The sequence below is a fragment of the Acidovorax sp. JHL-3 genome, assembly GCF_000526295.1.
GTDB classification, from domain to species: Bacteria; Pseudomonadota; Gammaproteobacteria; order Burkholderiales; family Burkholderiaceae_C; genus Acidovorax; species Acidovorax defluvii.
Map to the genome: position 1 here is coordinate 387,353 of NZ_JAFU01000004.1, position 22,979 is coordinate 410,331.

The following is a 22,979-nucleotide window of genomic DNA, read 5'->3' on the forward strand; positions in this document are numbered from 1 at the left end:
CCATGCGCAAATCCCTCTTCGCTCTGGCCGCAGCCGCAGCGCTGACCGCAGGTGTTGCCCACGCAGCCCCGGCCACCTACGCCATCGACCCCGCCCACACGTTCGTGACCTTTGAAATCAGCCACTTTGGCGCCTCCGTCAACCGCGGCCGCTTCGACAAGAAAGAGGGCAGCGTGCAATTCGACCGTGCCGGCAAAGCTGGCAAGGTGGAAATCAGCTTCGATGCCACCTCGGTGAACACCGGCACGGCAGCATTCGACAAGCACCTGCAGGGCCCGGACTTTTTTGACGCGGCCAAGCACCCCACCATCAAGTTCACGTCGGACAAGTTCAGCTTCAACGGCGACAACGTCAGCGAAGTCACCGGCCAGTTGACGCTGCTGGGCAAGACGGCGCCCGTGACGCTGAAGGCCAACCAGTTCACCTGCTACCAAAGCCCCATGCTCAAGCGCGAAGTTTGCGGTGGCGACTTTGAAACCATCATCGACCGCTCGGTATTTGGCATGAACTACGGCATCGAATGGGGCTTCCCCAAGAACGTGCGCCTGCTGGTGCAGGTCGAGGCCGTCAAGCAATAAACGGGTTTTCCCCCTGTAAAGCCGCCTGCCGGGTATTCGGCGGGCGGCTTTTTTTTCATGCAACGGCCCTGCGGCGGGCCTGCCCCCCGGCGCCTCACCTGCACGCATCGCGCCGGGTGCCGCACCGCCTACAATTATTTTTAAGTAAATCAATTACGAATAGTAGAATTTGCGGGATTGATTCGAGGAGCCTCTCCATGACCGCTGCCCCCCGGCCCGCCCCCGCCACCCTGCCCGCCCCGGCTGCCATTCAGCAGTTGCACCACTACGCCTACAAGGCGCGCGATGCCGAGGAGACGCGGCATTTCTACGAAGACATCCTGGGCCTGCCGCTCTACCACATCATCCAGAGCGACTATGTGCCCAGCACGGGCGAATATTGCCCTTACACGCATTTCTTCTTTCGGCTGCAAGATGGCTCGTTCATCGCGTTCTTTGACCTGGGCGACGACGTCAAGCCACTGCCTTCGCCCAACACGCCACTGTGGGTGAACCACATCTCGTTTCGCGTGAACACGGTGCAAGACCTCGAAAACACCAAAACCCGCCTGCAGGCCCACGGCATCGAGGTGCTGGGCGTAACCGATCACCACATCTTCAAAAGCATCTATTTCTTCGACCCCAACGGCATCCGGCTGGAGCTCACCGCCCAGCTGGCCGATGCGGCCCAGATGCACAAAGACAGCACCGTCGCCCACCAGCGGCTGAGCGACTGGACGGCCCGCAAGGAGCAGTGGCGCAAAGAGCGTGCGGCGGGCAACGCCGCCCATGCGCTCAAGCCGCCCACCAACGACCGGCCGGAGTTTGCGCCGGGCAAAGCATGAATGCTATATTTAGCATAGCTACCAGCGCTTTATGGACAAGCGCCAGAGGCCAAAAACACTCATAATTTCAGGGCGTGGGCGCGCCATCCGGGCGCGCCGGTAAAATCAGTACATCCCGCCCCCAGTCAACCTGACGGCATCCTCAGAACGTGTTTACGATTTAGCAGGCATCGCTAAATCGTAAACGCGCTCTTAGGGGATGCCGTTTTCAATTGCGATCCCGCCATGAGCGACACCACTGCACAACCCGGCCTCGACAGCCTCTCCAAGTCCTTCGAACCCGCCGCCCTGGAAGCCCACTGGGGCCCCGAGTGGGAGCGCCGTGGCTATGGCGCGGCGGGCTTTCGGGGCACCGGCGCGCCCCAGGCGGGCGAGCCCGCGTTTTCCATCCAGCTGCCGCCGCCCAACGTCACGGGCACGCTGCACATGGGCCATGCGTTCAACCAGACCATCATGGACAGCCTCACGCGCTACCACCGCATGCGGGGATTCAACACGGTGTGGGTGCCCGGCACCGACCACGCGGGCATTGCCACGCAGATCGTGGTGGAGCGCCAGCTGCAAGAACAAGGCATCAGCCGCCACGACATGGGCCCCACACCGCCCGAGGCGCGCAAGAACTTCGTCTCCAAGGTGTGGGAGTGGAAGGAAAAGTCGGGCAACACCATCACCACGCAGATGCGCCGCATGGGCGACAGTGTGGACTGGAGCCGCGAATACTTCACCATGGACGACAAGCTCTCCAAGGTGGTAACCGACACCTTCGTGAAGCTGTATGAGCAAGGCCTCATCTACCGCGGCAAGCGCCTGGTGAACTGGGACCCAAAACTCCAGTCCGCCGTGTCCGACCTGGAAGTGGAAAGCGAAGAAAAAGACGGCTCGCTGTGGCACATTGCCTACCCCTTGGCCGATGGTTCGGGCCAGCTGGTGGTGGCCACCACGCGCCCCGAGACCATGCTGGGCGACGTGGCCGTGATGGTGCACCCCGAGGATGAGCGCTACAAGCACCTCATCGGGCAGATGGTGAATTTGCCCCTGTGCGACCGGCAAATTCCGGTGATTGCCGACGACTACGTGGACAAGGAATTCGGCACCGGCGTGGTGAAGGTCACGCCCGCGCACGACCAGAACGACTATGCCGTGGGCCAGCGCCACAAGCTGCCGATGATTTGCGTGCTGACGCTGCAGGCCACCGTCAACGAGAACGCCCCCGCCAAATACCAGGGCCTGGACCGCTTTGTGGCGCGCAAGGCCGTGGTGGCAGACCTCGAAGCCATCGGCGCCTTGGTCGAAGTGAAAAAGCACAAACTCATGGTGCCAATCTGCACCCGCACCGGCCAGGTGGTCGAGCCCATGCTGACCGACCAGTGGTTTGTGGCCATGAGCAAGGTGAGCGACCAGGACCCCACGGGCAAAAGCATCGCGCAAAAAGCCATTGACGCCGTGGCCACCGGCCAGGTGAGTTTTGTGCCCGAGAACTGGGTCAACACCTACAACCAGTGGATGAACAACATCCAGGACTGGTGCATCAGCCGCCAGCTGTGGTGGGGCCACCAGATTCCGGCCTGGTACGACGAAGAAGGCAACGTGATCGTGGCGCGCAACGAGGCTGAAGCCCAGGCCAAAGCCCCAGGCAAGCAGCTGCGCCGCGATGACGACGTGCTCGACACCTGGTATTCGTCCGCCCTGGTGCCGTTTTCCACCATGGGCTGGCCCGAACAAGGCACGGCCGAGACGGACGACTACAACCTCTACCTGCCCAGCAGCGTGCTGGTCACCGGCTACGACATCATCTTCTTCTGGGTCGCCCGGATGATCATGATGACCACGCACTTCACGGGCCGCGTGCCGTTCAAGCACGTGTACATCCACGGCCTGGTGCGCGACGCGCAGGGCAAGAAGATGTCCAAGTCCGAGGGCAACGTGCTCGACCCGGTGGACCTGATCGACGGCATCGACCTCGACCCGCTGCTCGACAAACGCACCACCGGCCTGCGCAAGCCCGAAACTGCGCCCACCGTGCGCAAGAACACGCAAAAAGAATTCCCCGAGGGCATTCCGGCCTACGGTGCGGACGCGCTGCGTTTCACCTTTGCGGCCTTGGCCAGCCTGGGCCGCAGCATCAACTTTGACAGCAAGCGCTGCGAGGGCTACCGCAACTTCTGCAACAAGCTCTGGAACGCCAGCCGCTTTGTGCTGATGAACTGCGAAGGCCAGGACTGCGGCCTCAAAGAGCACACCAAGGCCGACTGCCAGCCCGGCGGCGCTTTCGAGGGCTACATGGAGTTCAGCCAGGCCGACCGCTGGATTGCATCCCTGCTGCAAAAAACCGAAGCCGAGGTGGAAAAAGGCTTTGCCGAATACCGCCTGGACAACGTGGCCAACACGATCTACGACTTTGTCTGGAACGAATACTGCGACTGGTACCTGGAAATCGCCAAGGTGCAGATTCAAAACGGCAACGCGGCCCAGCAACGCGCCACGCGCCGCACGCTGATCCGCACGCTCGAAGCCATCCTGCGCCTGGCGCACCCGATCATTCCGTTCATCACCGAAGCCCTGTGGCAAACCGTGGCGCCCGTGGCCGGCTTGAAGGGCGAATCCGTCAGCATTGCCCGCTACCCCCAGGCACAGCCTGAAAAAATCGACGAGGGCGCCATCGCCCACATGGGCCGCGTCAAGGCCCTAGTGGACGCCTGCCGTGCCCTGCGCGGCGAAATGAACGTGTCGCCCTCCACCCGCCTGCCCCTGTTCACCGTGGGCGACACCGAGTTCATGCGCGGCGTGGCGCCGGTGCTGCAGGCGCTGGCCAAGCTCAATGAAGTGAAGGTGTTTGACGACGAAGCCGCCTGGGCCGCCGCCGCCCAGGCCGCGCCCGTGGCGATGGTGGGCGACGCGCGCCTGTGCCTGCACATGGAAATTGACGTGGCCGCCGAAAAAGCCCGCCTGTCCAAGGAAATCGCCCGCATCGACGGTGAAATCACCAAGGCCAACGCCAAGCTCGGCAACGAAGCCTTTGTGGCCAAGGCCCCCGCCGCCGTGATCGACCAGGAGAAAAAGCGTGTGGCCGACTTTGGCACCACCCTCACCCGCCTCCGCGACCAGCTGGCCCGCCTGGGCTGAGCCGACGCCTCTGCCACCATCCACCCTGCCCACGCACCATGATCCAGCCTAACAACACCCCCGTTCGCAAAGCCGTGTTTCCTGTGGCGGGCCTCGGCACCCGGTTTTTGCCCGCCACCAAGGCATCGCCCAAAGAAATGCTGCCGGTGGTGGACAAGCCGCTGATCCAGTACGCGGTGGAAGAAGCCTACGCAGCGGGCATCCGCCACATGATCTTTGTGACCGGCCGCAGCAAGCGCGCCATCGAAGACCATTTCGACACCGCCTACGAGCTGGAGGCCGAACTGGAGGCCGCAGGCAAAAAAGAGCTGCTCGACCTGGTGCGCTCCATCCAGCCCGACGACATGGACTGCGCCTTCGTGCGCCAGCCCCGCTCGTTGGGCCTGGGCCATGCCGTGCTGTGCGCCGAGCCGCTGGTGGGCAACGAGCCCTTTGCCGTGCTGCTGGCCGACGACCTGATGGTGGGCCCGCCCGGCGGCGAACCCGTGCTGGCGCAAATGGCCACGGCGTTTCGCCAGCAGGGGCGGTCGGTGATTGCCGTGCAGGAGGTGCCGCTCGACCAGGTGCACCGCTACGGCATCGTGGCCGGCGAGCCCGCTGGCGGCCCGCTGATTCGCATCGAGCGCATCGTTGAAAAGCCCAAGGCCGACGTGGCGCCCTCGCGCATGGGCGTGGCCGGCCGCTACATTCTCACGCCCGGCATCTTCAACGAAATCCGCAACCAGCCGCGCGGCGTGGGCGGCGAAATCCAGCTGACCGATGGCATCGCCCGCCTCATGCAAAACGAGGCCGTGTACGCCTTCCAATACGAAGGCAAACGCTACGACTGCGGCAGCAAGGAAGGTTTTCTGGAGGCCACGGTAGAGCTGGCCCTGCAGCACCCGCAGGTGGGTGCTGCGTTTCGCGAATACCTCATGACACTGGCGCTGTAACTCTTACTGCTTCACTTTTAATAGCTTCCAGCGCTTACCAGATAAGCGCTGGAAGCTACTTTTATTACCGACGCCGCAAAACGTGGATGTATTCGGCCCCCACCGTCTGCTGCTCTACCAGCTCGTTGCCGGTTTGTTTGGCAAACGCCTGGAAGTCGCGCAGCGAGCCGCTGTCGGTGGCCAGCACCTTGAGCAACTGGCCACTGGCCATGTCAGCCAGTGCCTTCTTGGCCTTGAGGATGGGCAGCGGGCAATTCAGGCCGCGGGTGTCGATTTCTTTGTTGGTTTCCATGGTGTTCAATCCTTTGGCGGCAGGTCAAACCCGCGCCGCCGTTCCGCATTTTCTTCGTCCGTAAAAAACACCGGCTCGTGCCCCCGCGTGCGCAACCAGTCGGCCAGCGCATAACCTGTGCCAGCAGGCCAGCACTTGAGGTCTGGCAGATCGTACAGCCGGTAGTCCACCAGCTCGGGCGACAGGCGCACCTCGCCCTCGGCCACCACATGGTAGGCAATGATGACCTGGTTCATGCGCAGAAACTCGTAGGCCCCGACCAGCGTGGCAGAGCGCACATCCAGGTTGGTCTCTTCCTTCACCTCGCGCGCAATGCCCTCTTGCGGCGACTCGCCCGCCTCCATGAAGCCGGTAATCAGCGCAAACATCTTGCCCGGCCAGGCCGCATTGCGGGCCAGCAGCACCTTGCCGCCCACCTCCACAATCGCCGCCAGCACGGGCGTGGGGTTGTTCCAGTGCGTCCAGCCGCAGGCGGGGCAACGCAACCGCTCTTTGTCACCGCCGTCTTCGGCCAGGGTGATGGGTTGCAGGGCGGTGCCGCAGTGCGCGCAGTGGCGGGTTTCGTAGTTCATATACTATTATTATGATAGCTGCTAGCGCTTAATATATAAGGGCTAGAGGCCAATTTCATCAAAATATTGACGCCAACGATGGTTTGAGCGCCTCACGCAGGAAACACGCCGGTAGACAGATAGCGGTCTCCCCGGTCGCACACGATGAACGCAATGGTGGCATTGCTCTCGCGCTGCGCGATCTGCTGCGCCACCCAGCAGGCGCCCGCCGCCGAAATGCCCGCAAAAATGCCTTCTTCGCGCGCCAGGCGGCGGCACATTTCTTCGGCGTCGTCCTGGCTTACATAAACCAGCTCATCGACCGCCGAGGCGTCGTAAATTTTGGGCAGATATTCCTGCGGCCACTTGCGGATGCCCGGAATGCGCGAGCCCTCTTGCGGCTGCGCCCCAATGATCTGGATGGCGGGGTTTCTTTCTTTCAAAAAGCGCGACACCCCCGTGATGGTGCCCGTGGTGCCCATGGCGCTGACAAAGTGGGTGATGCGCCCACCCGTTTGCTCCCACAGCTCGGGGCCGGTGGTTTCATAGTGGATGCGGGGGTTGTCGGCATTGCCAAACTGGTCCAGCACCTTGCCCTCGCCGCGCTTTTGCATGGCCTCGGCCAGGTCGCGCGCGTGCTCCATGCCGCCGCTTTTGGGCGTCAGCACCAGCTCGGCGCCAAAGGCCTTCATGGTCTGGGCACGTTCAATCGACAAATCCTCGGGCATCACCAGCACCATGCGATAACCCTTGATGGCCGCCGCCATGGCCAGCGCAATGCCCGTGTTGCCCGACGTGGCCTCGATCAGCGTGTCGCCCGGGCGAATCTCGCCGCGCTCCTCGGCACGGCGAATCATCGACAGCGCGGGCCGGTCTTTCACCGAGCCCGCAGGGTTGTTGCCCTCCAGCTTGCCCAGCACCACGTTGCCACGCTCGGCATGGTCTTGCGCCCCAATGCGCTGCAGCGCCACCAGCGGCGTGTTGCCCACCGCGTCTTCAATCGTCGGATATTTCATGCGCCCTACTGTGCCATAATTTGCGTCTTCACAAATTACCCGCCCGGGTGGTGAAATTGGTAGACGCAGGGGACTCAAAATCCCCCGCCGCAAGGCGTGCCGGTTCGATTCCGGCCCCGGGCACCATTTGACGGTCTCACAAGGCCTCAAGACCCCTCAAAACCCGCATGCTCCAAAGGCATGCGGGTTTTTCTTTGCCTCATGCCACCTCACTGGCTAACATGACATACCAACAAAACGTTGGTATCTGTGTAGGTATCTGGAAATCCCAGCGCCAGAGATACCAACAAAAGGGGCGTCCATGGCACTAACAGATACCTTCGTGAAAAACGTCAAACCCACTGGGTCCAAAGCGGGCGAAAAACACGCTGATGGCCAGGGGCTGTATCTCCACGTCAAGGGCGTCGGCAAATACTGGCGTATGAGCTACCGCTTTGTAGCCAAGCAAAAAACGCTGGCACTCGGCGTGTACCCTGCGGTTTCTCTAGCCAAGGCACGGGCGCGACGCGACAAGGCCCGTGAACTTCTAGCGGATGGGGTAGACCCCAGCACCGCCAAGCGGGAAGAAAAGCGCGCCAAGGCAGACGCAGCCGCTCACACCTTTGAACTTGTGGCGCGCGACTGGTTGGCCAAGACTGCCGCAGAACGAGCAAGCACCACGCAAAACAAAATCACCTCCTGGCTTGAGAAAGACGTGATCCCCTTCATTGGCGCCATGCCCATGTCGACTATCGGCCCCCGGGACATACTGGTGGCCCTGCGCAAGATGGAGGCACGGGGCGCACTCGACAGCGTGCACCGCGTCAAGCAAGTGACCGGGCAGGTGTTCCGCTATGCAGTGGCTATCGGCGCTGCCGAGCGTGATGTCACCCAAGACCTCAAGGGTTCGCTGGCCAAAGCCGCCCCAAGCCACTTTGCGGCCATCACCGAACCCCAGCAGTTGGGCGAGCTGATGCGCTCCATATTCGCCTACAGCGGCCACCCCAACGTGGTGGTTGCCCTGCGATTGACCCCGCTAGTGTTCGTGCGCCCGGGCGAACTCCGGACGATGGAATGGTCAGAGGTGGATCTGGAGACTGCAGAGTGGCGCATCCCTGGCGCCAAAATGAAGATGAAGGCAGACCACATCGTTCCGTTGTCCACCCAAGCACTGGCGCTGCTGCGCGGCATGCACCCAGCCACGGGCCACGGGAAGTTTGTCTTCCCGAGCCTGCGCACTGGCGAACGGCCCATGAGCGAGAACACCATCAATGCCGCCCTGCGGGGCATGGGCTACGCCAAAGAGGTCCATAGCGCCCACGGGTTCCGGGCCACAGCACGCACCATCATGGATGAGGTGCTGGGGGAGCGAGTTGACCTGATCGAGCACCAGTTGGCACACGCAGTGAAAGACGTGAACGGCCGGGCCTACAACCGCACGGCACACCTACCAGCACGGCGGGCCATGATGCAGCGGTGGGCGGACTACCTGGACAAGCTGCGCATTGGTGCGGACGTGATCCAGTTCAAGGCGGCGTGACCACCGACATGCACAGCATGGCCCTTCGGGGCCTTTTTTCATGGCGGCGGCCACATCCAATGCAACCCGCCCATTAACTCGCACGACTTATTTAGAGGCGGCTACCAGAACCTGTACTACTTCGAAGACAAGGCGGACGGCTTAGCACCACGCCGCGCATGTGCAGAAACGACCGCAACATTTGCGTTCTTTTGCGACCTAAATGTAATAGTTTGAAACAAAATCGCCCCACTCTATAGGGAAACAAGGGGCGAAAGTACCCGACAGAGGGAAACGAATGGAAATAACGGGGCCAGAGAGCGCGAAGCCACTCAAGGGAGCGTGCTGTGGTTCGGGAGCAACGAAAAAATAGGAGATATCCTTGGATCAGTGGACGGCGAAGAGAGTCCACAAAAGGCGAAGGCCCTGAGTGCTACCAACACAGAGGGCCTTCTAGACCGCCAAAACTCGAAAGCCTTGGAAGTCTCCCAGCGACGGGACTTTGATGGTATCACCGACCTGTTTTACGGCACAGGTGGGTTGTTGATCGGGTTTTGGTTTTTGCACAGCAACAACTGCCAAAGAAAACCCATGCCAGCAAAACTTAATCAACCCCAGCAAGACAGCTTGCTCCGCGTAGTCCCCCACATCACCGCCCGCATGGGCATCAGCCGCAGCGGCTGGTGGAAGGGCGTGAAGGACGGCAAGTTCCCGCCAGGGATCAAGCTGTCCCCGCGTGTGACCGTCTGGAAATCCAGCGAAATCGACTCCCTCATTGCAAGCCTTGGCCGGTAAGGGGGATACATGCACAAGCAACAACATGCCGCAACGGCAGGACACCCCACGCCCCGCGTAATCGCTTCAAACTTTGATGCCCTGCCAGACAGCGCATTTATCCGCGAGTCGCAACTGGTGCAAAGCCCCAAAAGGCCAGACACCCCGGCCCCCCTGCCCTTCAGCGCGCCGACGCTGTGGCGCAAGGTGAAGGCGGGCACGTTCCCCAAGCCCGTCAAATTGTCTGAGCGCGTGACCGCCTGGAAGGTGGGCGACGTGCGCGCATGGATCGCTGGCCACTGCGCAACGCAACAGGCTGGAGGCTAAGACCATGCACGTCATCAACACCATCAAGGTGGGCGCAAGCGTGCCCAATGAAAAAGTCGCCGGGGGCTACCAGACCACCACGGCGACTTCGAAAGAATGCACTCCAATTTTCCCACGCAGTGAGGGCGAGGGCAACATCCAGCCTATGCACCTGCCCCAACAGGCCCGACAAGTAGGCGTACCTGTTGCAAAGCACGGACGTGCTCAAGAAAAAGGCTTTGCAGCGAGTACTGCAGCGCTTACTGGCGAGAGCGTGCGCAGCATTCAGCGCCGCATTCGCCAAACTGAAATCCTGGGTGATGACCTGGATCGGATTATCGGCACCAGTCTTGACAAAGGCGTGGAGCTTGATGCTTTGATAAAACTGTCAGAACCAGACCGTAAGGAACTTATCGGGCGGGCGCAATCGGGCGGAAAAGTCAGTGCAGTGAAGGCGCTGAAAGCAACGGCTGATGATGAGTTTTACGTGGCGAACGTGAGAGCCAGAACCCTGCACGAGTTTCACCAAAAGCTGCGCCGGGTGACCGCGATAGTCGAATGGCACTTGGCAAAGAAGGGCGGTGCAGCATGACCACACCGACCCCAGACGCTGCCGCAATTCTGGCGGCGCTGCCCGTGCTGTTCACGCAAGACGATGTGATCGAGCTACGGGCCTTCCCCAAGGGCCGCAAGCGCACCGACGCGGGCTATTTTGACGGGCAGCACTGGCCACAACTGGCGGAACACGCGGCACGCCTGAGCACCAGCGGCGCGGCGGTTTACGTCACGCTGAACCCTGTTGATCCGCAGCTATTGAGCCGGTACAGCAACCGGATCGAAGGCTACGCATCAACCACCACCACCGACAAGCAAGTGACCCGGCGGCGCTGGCTGTTGATTGATATTGACCCGGTTCGACCATCGGGCACCAGTGCGACGGATGCGCAGCTAGACGCGGCGAAGGTGAAGGCGCGGGCGGTGTACGGCTACCTGAACGGGATTGGCTGGCCTGCCCCGCTGGTGGCTGAATCGGGCAACGGTATGCACCTGCTGTATGCCCTTGATCTGCCGAACGACGACGACGCCACGGCGCTGGTGAAGGCGGTATTGATCGCGCTGGGTGAACGGTTCGACGACGCGCAGACCAAGGTAGATCGGGCTGTTTTCAACGCGGCGCGAATCTGCAAGCTGTACGGCACGCTGGCCAACAAGGGCGACCACACGGCGGCAGCACCGTGGCGGCTTTCCAAGCTGTTGCAGACCCCGGCGCGGGCCGTGGTGACGCCTGAGCAATTGCGCGGCCTGATCCCGGCGGCGACGCCCGGAACGACAGCAAAAGCGGCAGCATCCATGCTCCAGTCTGGCGGCTTCAACCTGGAGGATTTTCTATCCCGGCACGGGCTGGCCTACACCACCGACCGGCACGACGGCAGCGAACGTTTCAAGCTGGCAGCGTGCCCATTCAACCCTGAGCACGGCAATGGTGAGGCGGCGATTTTTCGCAAGGCATCGGGGGCGCTGGGGTTCAAGTGCCAACACGATTCATGCAGCCCGAAATCATGGACCGACGTGCGCGACCTGTTGGATGGGCCACGACCGGCCAGCGCAGCAAAACGCAGCAAAACGCAGCACGGCGCGGCCTTCCCGTCATTGGAGGATGACGAGGCAGACACATGGCCAGACCCCACGCCATTGCCGGACGCATTGCCGCCTGTGCAAGCCTTCGACCCCGACCTGTTACCCGTGGCGTTGCGCGGCTGGGTGACAGACATTGCACACCGGATGCAGTGCCCCCCGGACTTCCCGGCGGTGGGCGCTGTGGTGGCGCTATCGAGCCTGATCGGTGCGCGGGCTGTGGTGCAACCCAAGGCGCGGGACGACTGGCAGGTTGTGCCGAATCTGTGGGGCTTGATCGTGGGCCGCCCTGGTGTGATGAAGTCGCCTGCGCTGGGTGAATCCCTCAAGCCTTTGAACCGATTGCAGGCGACGGAGTTTGAGCAATGGCAGGCAGCGCACGACGCCTGGGAACTCGATTGCAAGGTGGCCGAATTGCAGGGGGCGGACCGGGAGAAAAAAGCCAAGGGGCTGGCCAGCAAAGACCCGGCAGCGGCGCGGGCGCTGTTGGAGCCTGGAGACACGCCAGCGGAACCCCTGGCGCGGCGCTACATCGTCAACGATGCCACCGTGGAAAAACTGGGCGAACTGCTGACGGCGAACCCGTGGGGAACCCTGAGCTATCGGGATGAACTCTACGGGCTGTTGACCGGCATGGATAAGCAAGGGCAAGAAGGTTCACGGGCCTTCTACCTGCAAAGCTATGACGGGAATCAGGGCTACACCTTCGACCGAATCATCCGGGGCACGGTGCATATCCCGCGTGTCTGTCTGGCCATGATCGGCGGCATTCAACCGGGCCGGGTTCAAGAATATGTGCGCGGCGCGGTATCGGGCGGCAGCGCAGACGATGGCCTGTTACAGCGCTTCGGGCTGGCTGTATGGCCAGACACCAATGGCGAATTTGTCCACGTTGACCAATGGCCAGACACGCCAGCCAAGGCGATGGCATGGGAGGTGTTCGAGCGGCTGGCACAGCTTCAACCGGCCAGCGACACCGACCCGGTGATCTGGCGCTTTGACGATGCGGCGCAAGCCTTGTTTGTTGAATGGCGGACACCGTTTGAGCAGGAATTGAAACGCGGTGAACTTCACCCAGCAATGGAAAGCCACCTTGCCAAATACCGCAAGCTGATCCCGGCGCTGGCGCTGGTGTTTGCTCTGGTGGACACACCAGACAGCGGCGGCGTGATCCATGAGCGCGAACTGATCCGGGCGCTTGCCTGGGGCGACTACCTGCGCACCCATGCCGAACGGCTGTATGCGGCGGCGGTGATCCCTGAAACCGCTGCGGCGCGGGCGCTGCTAACCAAGATCAAAGGCGGCAAGCTGACCGACCGGGACGGCGTGATCGCGGACAGTTTCACACCCCGTCAGGTTGCGGTGAAGGGCTGGGCCGGACTGACCACACCGGACGCGGTGCGCAAGGCGGCGGACGTGCTGGCCGATTACGACTGGCTGCGGCGGGCCGTGGTGCATTCTGGCGCGGCAGGCGGCAGACCCAGTGACCGGTACGCCATCCATCCGGCCATGCTGGGCAGCGGGGGCGCGGCATGAGCTGGCTTGCACGCCTGAAAAAAAATGAATGTGCGCCTGAAACGGACACTGCGAAACCTACAAAACCGGGTTTCGTAGGTTCTGTAGGGGCCATTCCTGAGCCTTTTCAAAAATCAGGAGGTGATCCGGGCGCTGCAAACGACCCGGCACCTGATCCCGACCGCTGGGCATGGCCGCAAAGCACGGCGATGAACACAGCCGAAATCGACACCTTCACGGCACGGCTGGCACGGTTCACCGACCGGGGGCTGATCCTGGCGGACGCTGAAGCCTTGGCGGACAAGCTGGTGATCCGGGATCGTGAAGGCGACGACCGGCGGCTGTGCCTGGAATGCGCCAGCCTTCACCGTGGCGGGCGCTGTAGCAACTGGCAGGCGGCTGGTGTTGCCATCCGTGCAAGGGATGCGCAGCTACCCGGCGACTTCACGACGATGCTGCAACGCTGCGGCGGGTTCGGGGGCGCAACTTGAATCAATCCAACGGACACACACCCATGACCATCATCAAACGCACCTGCGCAACCTGCGCGGCATTTAACCCCACGGCGAGCGGCGACGATCCGACCTGCGCCAATCTGGTGAGCATACGTATTCACCATGTTGACGCGCAAGACCTGCCCATCGTGATTCGACAGCAACCCAATGCCGCCTTCTGGTGCGACGACCACCAGACGCATGAAGAAGAAGCGGCAAAGGATGTTGCCATCGGCAGGTTCTGGCAGCGCCTGGGCAACGAACAGAAGGGGCAGCAATGACCAAGCCAAAGGCAACCACGCCCAACCCCAAGGCCCTGCCTGTGGCCAAAGACCCCAGCCAGACGACAGAGCAAGCGCTTGCCCGCGCTGCCGTGAATCCATCCATTAACAGCGCGGCAGTGATGGGGGCATATCAGGGCAACCTGATGGGCAACACCTTGGACATGGGCGAGCTGGTGAACTGCCTGCGCGAGTCCTGCGAGAGCGTCAAAAGTGGCGACCTGTCTGATCTGGAGGCCATGCTGGTGACGCAGGCGACGACGCTGCAAACCTTGTTTGCCTCACTGGCGCGGCGTGCTGCGAATCAGGAACACCTGCGCCAGTACGAAACATTCATGGGGCTGGCCTTGAAAGCTCAGGCACAGAGCCGGGCCACCATATCAGCGCTGGTGGACTTGAAATTCCCCCGGCAAGCCACGTTTGTGAAGCAAGCCAACATTGCCCACGGGCCGCAACAAGTGAACAACGGAACGACAACACCGAGCGCCACTGCGCACGCGGGAAAACCGCAGCGCCAACCAAACGAACTATTAGAGGATCAAAGCCATGGCAGCGCGTACTTGGACACCAGAGCAACGACAGCGCCAGCGGGAGGCAATCCAGCGGTGGAAACCTTGGAGCCAGTCCACCGGGCCAAGAAGTCCCGAAGGTAAGACCAAGGCATCGCGCAACGCGTTCACGGGCGGGCACACGCTGAGGATGCGCCAGCTCGTCAAGGATCTGAATCAGGCCATGCGAGAGCAGCGGGAAATAATCGGCCTGTCTGAGAACAGATGAAGAACAGGCATCCACCTTTGGGAGGTGGACGGCATGGGGCTGTAACCACTGCCGGAGAGGGCTGCAATTCAAAAGACAGAATTTAGAGAACAGTACGCGCGCGCGAGGGAGTGGCAATGCAAGGGGGAGTCAGCTCCCCTCTTCCGTTTGGGGGCGGCGACTTGCGACACTATTTAGACGGCGCTCCGGGCTACTTGGCTGACGACGAGAAGTCACGCCTGTCTGCCGACTCACCTAGCCCATACTTCGTGGTCATCCTGTTCACCCACTCGTTAATGCATTGGTCGAACTGTTGTGTCTGCGCTTCCGTCATCTGCACAGTTCCGAATAGAGCTTGATCAAAATCGCGACCTTTGATGCGCATGCCGATCTGGATCTGCTGGTTCGATCGCACAGCCTTGGTGAGTTCAATGACTGATGTCAGATCAGTGAGGTAGATCAAGTAGCCAGGATCGTCTGACTTTCGGATCGATTGCCCCTTGATAGGTGTCGTGGCAGGGGCGCCGGGTGCCTTCATCCAAACATTGGTGGTTTCTAACGGCTTAAGTGCCTCCAAGCTGGCACGACCGGACAAGAGGCTCTTTACGTCAATCTCCGACGCCCGTCCTTTCACAAGCCCGGCTCCTTCACCAAGACTAAAAGAACCGTTGAACATCAGGAGCTTGCCACTCGGCACGCCTTGAACGGACTCCGTCACGGCAAGGACAACTCCACAAGACGACACCTCGCCATTGCGGATGTCCTGCTGCACACGACCCACCATTTCGGCCTCCGCCAAAGTCCCGCATTGCGCGGCTGCAGCCGACAGCAGAAAAAAGACGAACGCTGAATGTCTAGGTATATGCCGCATCACTTCCCTTTAGATGAGGCTCTCAAGTATCCACGCCACCAGCTATTGGGTGGCTGCAACGCAACTGAGCGTATCAAATTGACCACAAGCCGGGACACTTTGAAAAATGACGGTACTTTTGACGGTACTTTTGAGATTCATTTTCACAGAACAAAGCATCCATGAGGCATACAGCCTGATTTGTGATTCCGGCCCCGGCACCACAGACAAGGCCGCATGGTTCCACAACCGTGCGGCCTTTTTCTTTTCCCCTATGGGAAGTGGCTTTGACTAGTGCGCGAACGTGCGCCGAAGTGTGCCGGAATCCGGTGGGGGGTGGTGGTGGTTGGGGCAGGTGTTACGCGGTGCCCCACTCAATCCGGGAGAGCCACCCCCAGCTCGGCGAGCTTTTGCGCATATCCATCCCTGCGCTTGGCTGCTTTGGCGGCCGTATCCACAGCCGCCTGGATGGCCTTGGGGCCCTTGGCTGCTACAGCCTTGATCAGCCCTTGCTTGTGGGCGGCGTCTGCCTGCGCCCTTTTGTAAGTGGCGATCAGCTGGGCATGGGCAACGTGTTGATTCACAGGGGCTTTCCATTGGCTAAAGTGCCATTTTCGGCGCATTTTCCAGGCCCGCCTCGCACCGGCAAAGCCACGCGGTGAGGCGAATGCGACGACACGGACCCCAAGGGGGCATGGACGACAGCCCAGGGGCCGTTCAGCGGCTGGCGTCACCTTTCAGCTTGCGCAGTTGTTCCTCGGCCGCGTCCAGCTCGGCCCTCTGTGCCCGTATTTCCCTCTCCAGCCTTTGAATGTTGGCGGCACTGCCCTGATCGGCAGAAAGCAGCTTGCAATCGTGTTGCAGCGTGGCGAGTTGGTCAGCGAGTTGCTGGCGAAGCAGCATTCGCCCCTTGGCACGGGCGAGGTCGATGCGCTTTTCGAGTTCGGTCTGCTCTGCAGCGCATGAGGTGCTGTCGTGCACCGCAACCGCGGGCTGCGCCATGGCGGAGCCTGCCAGGGCCATGGCGATGACCAAAGTGCAACAAGAGCGGACGTGCATACAAGTACCAGAGGGATAGAGGGTTGAGCATGACAGCATTTGCGCATGCGCTTGCGGCCGGAATTTGGAGCGCGCAACGGGCGCGCACCGCAGCTGGGGCCAGAACCGAGGCCACGCAGTTGCAGCAGCGTGCGGTCTTGTCATGGCTTGTTGTGCTTTGAACAGACTCTTACTGCGCCGCCAGCACCAGGAAGTCCTGTTCATACCCTTTCACCGACTGCACCGCCTTGAACCGCTGCGCCGCCGTCATGGCGTTGTGCACGCGCGAGAAGCCTTCGCAGCCTTCTTCCACCAGCGTCTGCGCATAGCGCTGATAGGCCGCGTCGGGCGAGGTGTTGAAGCGGGCGATGTAGCCGCGCAGCAGGGTGCGGGCCTGCTCGGTGTTGGCGCGGTCTTGGGCAATTTTTTGCAGCATTTGCACCAGGTCTTTCTGGCGGCGCAGGCGTTCGGCGTAGGTGCGCTGGGGGTCAAACGATGACTGGGCGATATACGCGCGCAGTGCGGCTTTTTGCGGTTCGTCCAGGGTTCCGTAAAAGGTTTCTGCGCGTGACGAGAGTTGTTTGAAACGCTGCTCGCGCAGTTCGTCGGGCGCGAGGTCGACCCATTCCTCTTTCCAGTCGGCGTTGCTGCTGGCCTGTTTCTTTTGCAGGTTGCGGATCTGGGCGTCGGTGAGCTGGGTTGCCAGCCACACCAGCTTGGGCTCGGCCTGGGTTACCACCTTGTCGAGCTGGGTGCGCACCGCGTCGTAGGTGCGGCAGGCCTGGTCGGGCGACATGGCCGACGGCAATTGCTGCTGCACCTTTTGCAGCAGCTCGGCATGCCGGGGCAGCATGATGCCGCGGTGCCATTGGTGCAGGTCACCCAGTTCGTCGCGCACGCGATCGGTTTGGGTTTCGGACAGGTCGAAGTAGCTGTTGAGCTGCCAGTAGGCCAGGTGTGGCACCTGGTTGTAGGCCAGTTTGATGGTGCTGCAGCCTTGCAACAGCAGACCGCAGGCTGCCAGGGTGGCAGCACACAATGCTGTGCGAACGGGTGACGATGCGCGCACGCAGGCTCCTGGTAAATGAAGAATGACCGAACACCCAGCATAGGGCGATCGCGGTGCGGGGAAATTTGCGGGGTGCAATACCCCGGTCAGTGTGCAAGGATTGACGGTGACAAGGCGCCGCGGGGCGTTGCCGCACCGGCATTGGCGCTGTGTGCCGGGGGCTGGTATCGAGTGGCGCTGGTGCGCCACAGGGAGCTCAGTTGTCCTGCCGGCGAATCAGTTGCCGCCCCTGGGGGGTGATGGCCATTTCGCCGTCCGCCTTTTTGCTGATGAGCCCCCACTCCAGCAGCCGCCCCGACAGGTGCTCTTTGAGTGCGCCGTCCTGGGTGATGAGCTCGCCCATCTCCAGCCGTTTGAGAACATCGATTTCGTCCACGGTGGGGTCGAAATGCGCTGCGTGGTAAGTGTTCGTCATGGTGGGTCTCCGGGTAGCTGTTGTGCATGCCACTGGCGGCATCAGGGTAGACCGATGGCCTGCGCAGCGCAAGCGCCGCCCCAAAGAACCCGCTGGCCGTGTCGGCGATGATGGGCAGGTGCGGGTGGCTGGCGCCGCCCTTTGAACAAGTTCATGCCCTATGCCCATGCTTTACGCCATTGCTGCGCTATTCACTTTTCAATTGCTGGGGGAAGCCCTGGTCCACCTCCTGGGCCTGCCCCTGCCCGGCGCCCTGATGGGCATGTTGCTGTTGCTGGGCGCCATTGCCGCGCTGGGGCGGGTGCCCGAGGCGCTGGAGCGCACGGCGGGTGGCCTGCTGCAGGCCATGATGCTGCTGTTCATTCCGGCCATCGTGGGCGTGATGCTGCACTTTGAGCGCATCGCACGCGAATGGCTGCCGTTTCTTGCCGCCTGCGTTGGCGGTGCCGTGGTCACGCTGGTGGTGACGGCCTGCACGCTGCGCTGGCTGCTACGCAGGCAAGCGCCCGCGGAAAAGTGCGCCCCATGAGCGCCGATCTGCCCGCCCTGGTGGCCACGCTGGCCGGCACACCGCTGCCCTGGCTGGTGTTGACGCTGCTTGCCTATCTGGGCGCGCTGGCGCTTTACCGGCGCAGCGGGGCACACCCGTTGCTGATTCCGGTGTTGACGGCCGTCGTTTTCATCGTGGTGGTGTTGATGGCCACGGGCACGCCCTATGCCACCTACCGCGATGGCGTCAGCCTGCTGAGCCTGCTGATCGGCCCGGCCACGGTGGCGCTGGCTGTGCCGCTGTATGGCCAGCGTGCACGCATCCGCCCCATGTGGCGGCCCCTGTGCATTGCGCTGCTGGTGGGCAGCGCGGCGGCCATTGCATCGGCGCTGCTGATTGCCTGGGCCCTGGGAGGAACACTGGAGACGCTGATGTCGCTCGCCCCCAAGTCCGCCACCATGCCCATTGCCTTGCCGGTGGCCGAGCGCATGGGCGGCCTGTCCTCGCTGGCGGCGGTGGCGGTGGCCATCACGGGCATTGCCGGAACCATTCTCGCGGGGCCGGTGCTTCGGCTGCTGCGCATCCACGATCCGGCGGTGCGCGGTTTTGCGGTGGGCCTTACCGCCCACGCCATTGGCACGGCGCGTGAACTGCAGGTGCACCCTACGGCCGGCGCCTTTGCCGCGCTGGCCATGGGGCTCAACGGCGTGGTCACCGCTGTGCTGGTGCCACTGCTGGTGTGGTGCATGCAGTGGCTGGGCGCTTCATGACGCGGGCGCGTCACCCTGCACCACGCCTTGTGCCGCGCCCTGCAGCCACCGCGCAAACGCGGCCAGCACCGGGGGCTGGGCCTGCGCGGGGCTGATGAGGTAGTAGGCACGTTCGCCGCGCAACGGCCGGGCGCAGGCCACCACCAGCTCGCCACTGGCCAGCTCGGCCTCGATGAGCAGCGGCGGAATCAGCGCCACCCCCATGCCATGCGTGGCCGCCACGGCCAGCATGGAGAACAGCTCGTAGCGCGGGCCGTCGAGCGCGTGCGGGGCGTCCACCCCCATCGCATCAAACCACTGGCGCCAGCCATAGGGGCGCGTGCTTTGCTGCAGCAGGGGCAAGTCGGCCAGCGCCTCGGCGGCGATAGGCTGGTGCGCGCGACCCCGGCCGCGCGGCGCGGCGTGTTCGAGCAGGCGCGGGCTGCACACGGGCAGCACGTCTTCGTGCATGAGCAGCAGCGCCTGCACGCCGGGCCAGTTGGCCACCTGCTCGGGCGTGCCGGCATACAGCGCGGCATCAAACGTGGTGTCGGCAAACAAAAAGGGGCGCGTCTGGGTTTCGATGTGCACCACGATGTCGGGGTGCTGCTGCGCCAGTTGGGGCAGGCGCGGAATAAGCCAGCGCGTGGCAAACGTGGGCACCGCCGCCAGCGTGAGCGTGCCGCCCTCGCCCTGGTGGGCCATCACGTCGAGGGTGTCGCGCTCCAGGCCCTGCAGCCAGCGCGCCACCTGGCGGCCATAGTGCGCACCGGCGGGCGTCAGCACCACGCCGTGGCGGGTGCGGCGAAACAGCTGCACGCCCAAAAACTCTTCCAGCGCCTGGATCTGGCGCGACACGGCGCTTTGCGTAAGCGAAAGCTCTTGCGCGGCGCGGGTGTAGCTCTCGTGGCGGGCGGCGACTTCAAAACAGGCCAGGGCCTGGGTCGATGGAATGTTGCGGCGCATGATGAACAGGAACTTGAAACTGGCCCAGCACCCTGCATGAGCCCCTTGCGCCAGTATTCCATAAATTCATAAAGCGCATATCTGGATGAAAAGAACTCGCTTGCAGAGGCTCCGGCATCGGCCTACGATCCCGTTCAAGTCATCGCCCAATGCGCATTCTGCAGGGCCTGGCCCCGCCCTTTTCTTGTTCTTGTTTGATCTGGAGACACGCATGGCCCACGCCGCATTTCAATGGGATGACCCCTTTCTTCTCGACCAGCAACTGACCGATGACGAGCGCGCCATCCGCGACGCCGCCAACGCCTATTGCCAGGACAAGCTGGCCCCCCGCGTGCTCGAAGCATTCCGCCACGAGAAGATGGACACCACCATCTTCCGCGAGATGGGCGAGTTGGGCCTGCTGGGCCCCACCATCCCCACGCAGTACGGCGGCGCCGGCCTGAACTACGTCAGCTACGGCCTGGTGGCGCGCGAGATCGAGCGCGTGGACTCGGGCTACCGCTCCATGGCCAGCGTGCAAAGCTCGCTGGTGATGGTGCCCATCAACGATTTCGGCACCGAGGCGCAAAAGCAGAAATACCTGCCCAAGCTGGCCAGTGGTGAATTCATCGGCTGCTTCGGCCTGACCGAGCCCGACCACGGCTCTGACCCCGGCAGCATGGCCACCCGTGCCCACAAGACCGCAGGCGGCTACAAGCTCAAGGGCAGCAAGATGTGGATCACCAACAGCCCGGTGGCCGACGTGTTCGTGGTCTGGGCCAAAGAGGTGAGCGAAGGCGGCACCGTCGGCCCCATCCGCGGCTTCATTCTGGACAAGGGCATGAAGGGCCTCACCGCCCCCGCCATCCACGGCAAGGTGGGTCTGCGCGCCTCGGTCACCGGTGAGATCGTCATGGACGATGTGTTCGTGCCCGAAGAAAACGCCTTCCCTGAAGTGCAGGGCCTGAAGGGCCCCTTCACCTGCCTGAACAGCGCGCGATTCGGCATCGCCTGGGGCGCGCTGGGCGCGGCCGAGTACTGCTGGCACACCGCGCGCCAGTACACGCTGGACCGCAAGCAGTTTGGCCGCCCCCTGGCGGCCAACCAGCTCATCCAGAAAAAGCTGGCCGACATGCAGACCGAAATCACGCTGGGCCTGCAAGCCTGCCTGCGCGTGGGCCGCATGAAGGACGAGCACCAGAACGTGGTGGAAATCACCTCGCTGATCAAGCGCAACAGCTGCGGCAAGGCACTCGACATCGCCCGCCTGGCCCGCGACATGATGGGCGGCAACGGCATCAGCGACGAGTTTGGCGTGGCACGCCACCTGGTGAACCTGGAAGTGGTGAACACCTACGAAGGCACGCACGATGTGCACGCGCTGATTCTGGGCCGTGCGCAGACGGGCATTGCAGCGTTTGCCAACTAAGGCACGCTGAAACGGCCCAAGCCGCTGCAAAAACACCGTACTTGCGGTGTTTTTGCCTTCTAGCGCTTATGCAGCAAGCGCTAATAGCTATAAATTAGATAGCGATTGACACCCATGACCACACTCCCCTCCTCCGCTGGCGCCCTGGCGGGCATCAAGGTGCTCGACCTCTCGCGCGTGCTCGCTGGCCCCTGGTGCACCCAGGTGCTGGCCGACCTGGGTGCGGACGTGGTGAAGGTGGAGCGCCCCGGCCTGGGTGACGACACGCGCCAGTGGGGCCCGCCGTTTTTGAAGGACGCCAAGGGCAACGACACCACGCAGGCCAGCTATTTCACGGCCTGCAACCGCAACAAGCGCTCGGTCACCATCGACATGGCCACGCCCGAGGGCCAGGCACTCATCAAACAAATGGCCCTGCAGGCCGACATCGTGGTGGAGAACTTCAAGGTCGGGGGCCTCAAGCAGTACGGGCTGGACCACGAAAGCCTGCGCGCCCTCAACCCGCGCCTCATTTACTGCTCGGTCACCGGCTTCGGGCAAGACGGCCCCTATGCCGAGCGCGCCGGCTACGACCTCATGGTGCAGGCCATGACCGGCATGATGAGCATCACCGGCCGCGCCGACACCGAGCCCGGCGGCGGCCCGCTGCGCGTGGGCGTGGCGGTGATCGACCTCTTTACCGGCATGTACGCCAGCAACGCCATCCTGGCGGCGCTGCATGTGCGCGACAACGCCGCCACCGGCACGGGCCAGGGCCAGCACATCGACATGGCCTTGCTCGACGTGGGCATGGCCGTGCTGGCCAACCAGGCCTCGGGCTTTCTGGCCACGGGCCAGGCACCTGGCCGCATGGGCAACAGCCACCCGAGCCTGGCGCCCTACCAGGACTTCCCCACGCAGGACGGCAACATGCTCCTGGCCATTGGCAACGACGGGCAATTCCAGCGCTTTTGCGCTGCCGCAGGCCAGCCAGACTGGGCCGTGGATGCCCGCTTCACCACCAACACGCTGCGCGTGCAGCACCGCAGCGAACTGATCCCGATGATGGAAGCCGTCACGCGCACGCGCAGCACGGCCGCATGGATTGCGCTGCTCGAAGACAAGGCCGTGCCCTGCGGCCCCATCAACACCATTGCCCAGGCGTTTGACGACGCCCAGGTCAAGGCGCGTGGCCTGCGCGTGGAGCTGCCCCGCTCGGCGGGCGACGGCATCCGCACGATCGCTGGCGTGGCCAGCCCGCTGCGCCTGTCGGCCAACCCGCCCGTGCTGCGCAACGCCCCCCCCGCGCTGGGCCAGCACACCGATGAAGTGCTGGCCGAGCTGGGCCTGAACACGCAAGCCATTGCTGCACTGCGCGACAAACAGGTTCTCTGAGGCAGGCGCGTGCGCGCGCCTCTTCGCCCCCCACGGATTCCCCAT

Annotated in this window: 26 protein-coding genes and 1 tRNA gene; 18 read left to right on the plus strand and 9 right to left on the minus strand. The window is 62.9% G+C overall.

Features of this window, described 5'->3' with window-relative positions; genetic code table 11:
* Positions 1 to 2: 2 nt before the first annotated feature.
* The 4 genes from K226_RS0117145 (at position 3) to galU (ending at position 5,457) form a co-directional block, all read left to right on the plus strand.
* The gene (locus K226_RS0117145; protein ID WP_024815954.1) at positions 3 to 578 is read left to right on the plus strand and encodes a YceI family protein; all 576 of its coding nucleotides are present in this window, start codon (positions 3 to 5) and stop codon (positions 576 to 578) included.
* Positions 579 to 775: 197 nt separating this feature from the next.
* Positions 776 to 1,402, plus strand: coding sequence for a VOC family protein (locus K226_RS0117150; protein ID WP_024815955.1), 627 nt, complete (start codon positions 776 to 778; stop codon positions 1,400 to 1,402).
* 225 nt (positions 1,403 to 1,627) lie between these two features.
* Positions 1,628 to 4,525 carry a valine--tRNA ligase gene (locus K226_RS0117155; RefSeq protein ID WP_024815956.1) on the plus strand — a complete coding sequence of 966 codons (2,898 nt, stop codon included), beginning with the start codon at positions 1,628 to 1,630 and terminating at the stop codon, positions 4,523 to 4,525.
* Between the two features lie 38 nt (positions 4,526 to 4,563).
* Entirely contained in the window at positions 4,564 to 5,457 is an 894-nt protein-coding gene (gene galU / locus K226_RS0117160) for a UTP--glucose-1-phosphate uridylyltransferase GalU (RefSeq protein ID WP_024815957.1), read from the plus strand.
* A gap of 64 nt (positions 5,458 to 5,521) precedes the next feature.
* On the opposite strand, the gene K226_RS0117165 is transcribed toward galU, so the two are convergent.
* The 3 genes from K226_RS0117165 to cysM form a co-directional block, all read right to left on the minus strand.
* Positions 5,522 to 5,749, minus strand: coding sequence for a sulfurtransferase TusA family protein (locus K226_RS0117165; RefSeq protein ID WP_024815958.1), 228 nt, complete (start codon positions 5,747 to 5,749; stop codon positions 5,522 to 5,524).
* A gap of 5 nt (positions 5,750 to 5,754) precedes the next feature.
* The gene (locus K226_RS0117170; protein WP_024815959.1) at positions 5,755 to 6,321 is read right to left on the minus strand and encodes an NUDIX domain-containing protein; all 567 of its coding nucleotides are present in this window, start codon (positions 6,319 to 6,321) and stop codon (positions 5,755 to 5,757) included.
* Positions 6,322 to 6,413: 92 nt separating this feature from the next.
* Positions 6,414 to 7,316 (minus strand): cysteine synthase CysM, encoded by a 903-nt coding sequence (gene cysM / locus K226_RS0117175; protein WP_024815960.1) that lies wholly within the window; start codon positions 7,314 to 7,316, stop codon positions 6,414 to 6,416.
* Positions 7,317 to 7,357: 41 nt separating this feature from the next.
* On the opposite strand from cysM, the gene K226_RS0117180 reads away from it, so the two are divergent.
* The 9 genes from K226_RS0117180 to K226_RS19940 all read left to right on the plus strand — a co-directional run bounded on the left by K226_RS0117180 (position 7,358) and on the right by K226_RS19940 (position 14,472).
* A tRNA-Leu gene (locus tag K226_RS0117180) sits at positions 7,358 to 7,442 on the plus strand.
* Positions 7,443 to 7,617: 175 nt separating this feature from the next.
* Positions 7,618 to 8,835 (plus strand): integrase arm-type DNA-binding domain-containing protein, encoded by a 1,218-nt coding sequence (locus K226_RS0117185; RefSeq protein ID WP_024815961.1) that lies wholly within the window; start codon positions 7,618 to 7,620, stop codon positions 8,833 to 8,835.
* A 456-nt stretch (positions 8,836 to 9,291) separates the two neighbouring features.
* Positions 9,292 to 9,609, plus strand: coding sequence for an AlpA family transcriptional regulator (locus tag K226_RS20350; protein WP_238324289.1), 318 nt, complete (start codon positions 9,292 to 9,294; stop codon positions 9,607 to 9,609).
* A gap of 9 nt (positions 9,610 to 9,618) precedes the next feature.
* Positions 9,619 to 9,915, plus strand: a complete 297-nt coding sequence (locus K226_RS0117195; RefSeq protein ID WP_024815963.1) for an AlpA family transcriptional regulator — start codon at positions 9,619 to 9,621, stop codon at positions 9,913 to 9,915.
* A gap of 4 nt (positions 9,916 to 9,919) precedes the next feature.
* Positions 9,920 to 10,486 carry a hypothetical protein gene (locus tag K226_RS0117200; RefSeq protein ID WP_024815964.1) on the plus strand — a complete coding sequence of 189 codons (567 nt, stop codon included), beginning with the start codon at positions 9,920 to 9,922 and terminating at the stop codon, positions 10,484 to 10,486.
* A 44-nt stretch (positions 10,487 to 10,530) separates the two neighbouring features.
* Positions 10,531 to 13,065, plus strand: coding sequence for a YfjI family protein (locus tag K226_RS19355; protein ID WP_162150990.1), 2,535 nt, complete (start codon positions 10,531 to 10,533; stop codon positions 13,063 to 13,065).
* Complete coding sequence (locus K226_RS19935; RefSeq protein ID WP_155886577.1) at positions 13,062 to 13,535, plus strand: hypothetical protein; 474 nt, start codon at positions 13,062 to 13,064, stop codon at positions 13,533 to 13,535. Before K226_RS19355 ends, K226_RS19935 begins: the two co-directional genes overlap by 4 nt.
* Positions 13,536 to 13,558: 23 nt before the next feature.
* Positions 13,559 to 13,819, plus strand: coding sequence for a hypothetical protein (locus K226_RS0117215; RefSeq protein WP_024815967.1), 261 nt, complete (start codon positions 13,559 to 13,561; stop codon positions 13,817 to 13,819).
* 41 nt (positions 13,820 to 13,860) lie between these two features.
* Positions 13,861 to 14,472 (plus strand): hypothetical protein, encoded by a 612-nt coding sequence (locus K226_RS19940; protein WP_155886578.1) that lies wholly within the window; start codon positions 13,861 to 13,863, stop codon positions 14,470 to 14,472.
* A 314-nt stretch (positions 14,473 to 14,786) separates the two neighbouring features.
* On the opposite strand, the gene K226_RS0117225 is transcribed toward K226_RS19940, so the two are convergent.
* On the minus strand, positions 14,787 to 15,347 hold the full coding sequence (locus K226_RS0117225; protein ID WP_162150991.1) for a hypothetical protein: 561 nt from the start codon (positions 15,345 to 15,347) through the stop codon (positions 14,787 to 14,789).
* Between the two features lie 205 nt (positions 15,348 to 15,552).
* Between K226_RS0117225 and K226_RS20020 the strand changes: the two genes are divergently transcribed.
* Entirely contained in the window at positions 15,553 to 15,720 is a 168-nt protein-coding gene (locus K226_RS20020) for a hypothetical protein (protein WP_162150992.1), read from the plus strand.
* A gap of 79 nt (positions 15,721 to 15,799) precedes the next feature.
* On the opposite strand, the gene K226_RS19195 is transcribed toward K226_RS20020, so the two are convergent.
* The 4 genes from K226_RS19195 to K226_RS0117250 all read right to left on the minus strand — a co-directional run bounded on the left by K226_RS19195 (position 15,800) and on the right by K226_RS0117250 (position 17,947).
* The gene (locus K226_RS19195; RefSeq protein WP_035242155.1) at positions 15,800 to 16,009 is read right to left on the minus strand and encodes a hypothetical protein; all 210 of its coding nucleotides are present in this window, start codon (positions 16,007 to 16,009) and stop codon (positions 15,800 to 15,802) included.
* A gap of 133 nt (positions 16,010 to 16,142) precedes the next feature.
* Positions 16,143 to 16,448: a DUF1090 family protein gene (locus K226_RS20025; RefSeq protein ID WP_162150993.1), complete on the minus strand. Its 306-nt coding sequence runs from the start codon at positions 16,446 to 16,448 to the stop codon at positions 16,143 to 16,145.
* Positions 16,449 to 16,653: 205 nt separating this feature from the next.
* Positions 16,654 to 17,532, minus strand: a complete 879-nt coding sequence (locus K226_RS0117245) for a DUF6279 family lipoprotein (protein ID WP_024815972.1) — start codon at positions 17,530 to 17,532, stop codon at positions 16,654 to 16,656.
* A gap of 196 nt (positions 17,533 to 17,728) precedes the next feature.
* The gene (locus K226_RS0117250; protein ID WP_024815973.1) at positions 17,729 to 17,947 is read right to left on the minus strand and encodes a hypothetical protein; all 219 of its coding nucleotides are present in this window, start codon (positions 17,945 to 17,947) and stop codon (positions 17,729 to 17,731) included.
* Between the two features lie 166 nt (positions 17,948 to 18,113).
* Here K226_RS0117250 and K226_RS0117255 point away from each other — a divergent pair, with 166 nt between their 5' ends.
* Both K226_RS0117255 and K226_RS0117260 read left to right on the plus strand, forming a co-directional pair.
* Positions 18,114 to 18,476 carry a CidA/LrgA family protein gene (locus K226_RS0117255; protein WP_024815974.1) on the plus strand — a complete coding sequence of 121 codons (363 nt, stop codon included), beginning with the start codon at positions 18,114 to 18,116 and terminating at the stop codon, positions 18,474 to 18,476.
* Positions 18,473 to 19,207: an LrgB family protein gene (locus K226_RS0117260; protein WP_024815975.1), complete on the plus strand. Its 735-nt coding sequence runs from the start codon at positions 18,473 to 18,475 to the stop codon at positions 19,205 to 19,207. The genes K226_RS0117255 and K226_RS0117260 overlap by 4 nt, the downstream gene beginning before the upstream one ends.
* On the opposite strand, the gene K226_RS0117265 is transcribed toward K226_RS0117260, so the two are convergent.
* Positions 19,202 to 20,152: a LysR family transcriptional regulator gene (locus K226_RS0117265; RefSeq protein ID WP_024815976.1), complete on the minus strand. Its 951-nt coding sequence runs from the start codon at positions 20,150 to 20,152 to the stop codon at positions 19,202 to 19,204. The two genes, K226_RS0117260 and K226_RS0117265, sit on opposite strands and share 6 nt — an antisense overlap.
* Positions 20,153 to 20,363: 211 nt before the next feature.
* Here K226_RS0117265 and K226_RS0117270 point away from each other — a divergent pair, with 211 nt between their 5' ends.
* Positions 20,364 to 21,560 carry an acyl-CoA dehydrogenase gene (locus K226_RS0117270; RefSeq protein WP_024815977.1) on the plus strand — a complete coding sequence of 399 codons (1,197 nt, stop codon included), beginning with the start codon at positions 20,364 to 20,366 and terminating at the stop codon, positions 21,558 to 21,560.
* A gap of 114 nt (positions 21,561 to 21,674) precedes the next feature.
* Complete coding sequence (locus tag K226_RS0117275) at positions 21,675 to 22,934, plus strand: CaiB/BaiF CoA-transferase family protein (RefSeq protein WP_024815978.1); 1,260 nt, start codon at positions 21,675 to 21,677, stop codon at positions 22,932 to 22,934.
* The last annotated feature ends 45 nt before the right edge of the window (positions 22,935 to 22,979 follow it).

Bases quoted from the DNA above. Each gene is read 5' to 3' on its own strand.
- K226_RS20025 (WP_162150993.1), bottom strand. From the start codon at position 16,448: ATGGCCCTGGCAGGCTCCGCCATGGCGCAGCCCGCGGTTGCGGTGCAC.
- K226_RS0117200 (WP_024815964.1), top strand. From the start codon at position 9,920: ATGCACGTCATCAACACCATCAAGGTGGGCGCAAGCGTGCCCAATGAA.
- K226_RS0117185 (WP_024815961.1), top strand. From the start codon at position 7,618: ATGGCACTAACAGATACCTTCGTGAAAAACGTCAAACCCACTGGGTCC.
- K226_RS0117155 (WP_024815956.1), top strand. From the start codon at position 1,628: ATGAGCGACACCACTGCACAACCCGGCCTCGACAGCCTCTCCAAGTCC.
- K226_RS0117275 (WP_024815978.1), top strand. From the start codon at position 21,675: ATGACCACACTCCCCTCCTCCGCTGGCGCCCTGGCGGGCATCAAGGTG.
- K226_RS0117170 (WP_024815959.1), bottom strand. From the start codon at position 6,321: ATGAACTACGAAACCCGCCACTGCGCGCACTGCGGCACCGCCCTGCAA.
- K226_RS0117215 (WP_024815967.1), top strand. From the start codon at position 13,559: ATGACCATCATCAAACGCACCTGCGCAACCTGCGCGGCATTTAACCCC.
- K226_RS0117145 (WP_024815954.1), top strand. From the start codon at position 3: ATGCGCAAATCCCTCTTCGCTCTGGCCGCAGCCGCAGCGCTGACCGCA.
- K226_RS0117250 (WP_024815973.1), bottom strand. From the start codon at position 17,947: ATGACGAACACTTACCACGCAGCGCATTTCGACCCCACCGTGGACGAA.
- cysM (WP_024815960.1), bottom strand. From the start codon at position 7,316: ATGAAATATCCGACGATTGAAGACGCGGTGGGCAACACGCCGCTGGTG.
- K226_RS0117270 (WP_024815977.1), top strand. From the start codon at position 20,364: ATGGCCCACGCCGCATTTCAATGGGATGACCCCTTTCTTCTCGACCAG.
- K226_RS0117265 (WP_024815976.1), bottom strand. From the start codon at position 20,152: ATGCGCCGCAACATTCCATCGACCCAGGCCCTGGCCTGTTTTGAAGTC.
- K226_RS0117255 (WP_024815974.1), top strand. From the start codon at position 18,114: ATGCTTTACGCCATTGCTGCGCTATTCACTTTTCAATTGCTGGGGGAA.
- K226_RS0117165 (WP_024815958.1), bottom strand. From the start codon at position 5,749: ATGGAAACCAACAAAGAAATCGACACCCGCGGCCTGAATTGCCCGCTG.
- K226_RS0117195 (WP_024815963.1), top strand. From the start codon at position 9,619: ATGCACAAGCAACAACATGCCGCAACGGCAGGACACCCCACGCCCCGC.
- K226_RS19935 (WP_155886577.1), top strand. From the start codon at position 13,062: ATGAGCTGGCTTGCACGCCTGAAAAAAAATGAATGTGCGCCTGAAACG.
- K226_RS0117150 (WP_024815955.1), top strand. From the start codon at position 776: ATGACCGCTGCCCCCCGGCCCGCCCCCGCCACCCTGCCCGCCCCGGCT.
- galU (WP_024815957.1), top strand. From the start codon at position 4,564: ATGATCCAGCCTAACAACACCCCCGTTCGCAAAGCCGTGTTTCCTGTG.
- K226_RS0117260 (WP_024815975.1), top strand. From the start codon at position 18,473: ATGAGCGCCGATCTGCCCGCCCTGGTGGCCACGCTGGCCGGCACACCG.
- K226_RS20020 (WP_162150992.1), top strand. From the start codon at position 15,553: ATGACGGTACTTTTGACGGTACTTTTGAGATTCATTTTCACAGAACAA.